The sequence below is a fragment of the Natrialba sp. PRR66 genome (genome assembly GCF_034808065.1).
GTDB lineage: Archaea > Halobacteriota > Halobacteria > Halobacteriales > Natrialbaceae > Natrialba > Natrialba aegyptia.
The window spans coordinates 1-278 of the sequence record NZ_JAXHGN010000068.1 but is presented as its reverse complement, the minus strand read 5'-3'; the positions used below and the strand labels follow the sequence as shown (position 1 = coordinate 278).

The 278-nt window shown below is 70.1% G+C and carries 1 protein-coding gene; it reads left to right on the top strand.

The features are described from left to right. The coding region (locus SM755_RS23510) for an ATP-binding protein (protein WP_323174817.1) at nt 1-278 on the top strand (278 nt) is incomplete at both ends.

The following is a 278-nucleotide window of genomic DNA, read 5'->3' as shown; positions in this document are numbered from 1 at the left end:
CGGACGCGCTGGACGGCGACCCCGAGTTCGACCCCGGCCTGCTCGCCCGGGCGAACCGCGGCATCCTCTACGTCGACGAGGTGAATCTACTCGACGACCATCTCGTGGACGTTCTGCTCGACGCCGCGGCGAGCGGCGTCAACCGCGTCGAACGTGACGGCGTCAGTGTCGCCCACCCCGCGGAGTTCACCCTCGTCGGGACGATGAACCCGGAGGAGGGTGATCTGCGACCCCAGCTACGCGACCGCTTCGCGCTCCAGGCGACGGTGACCGGCTGC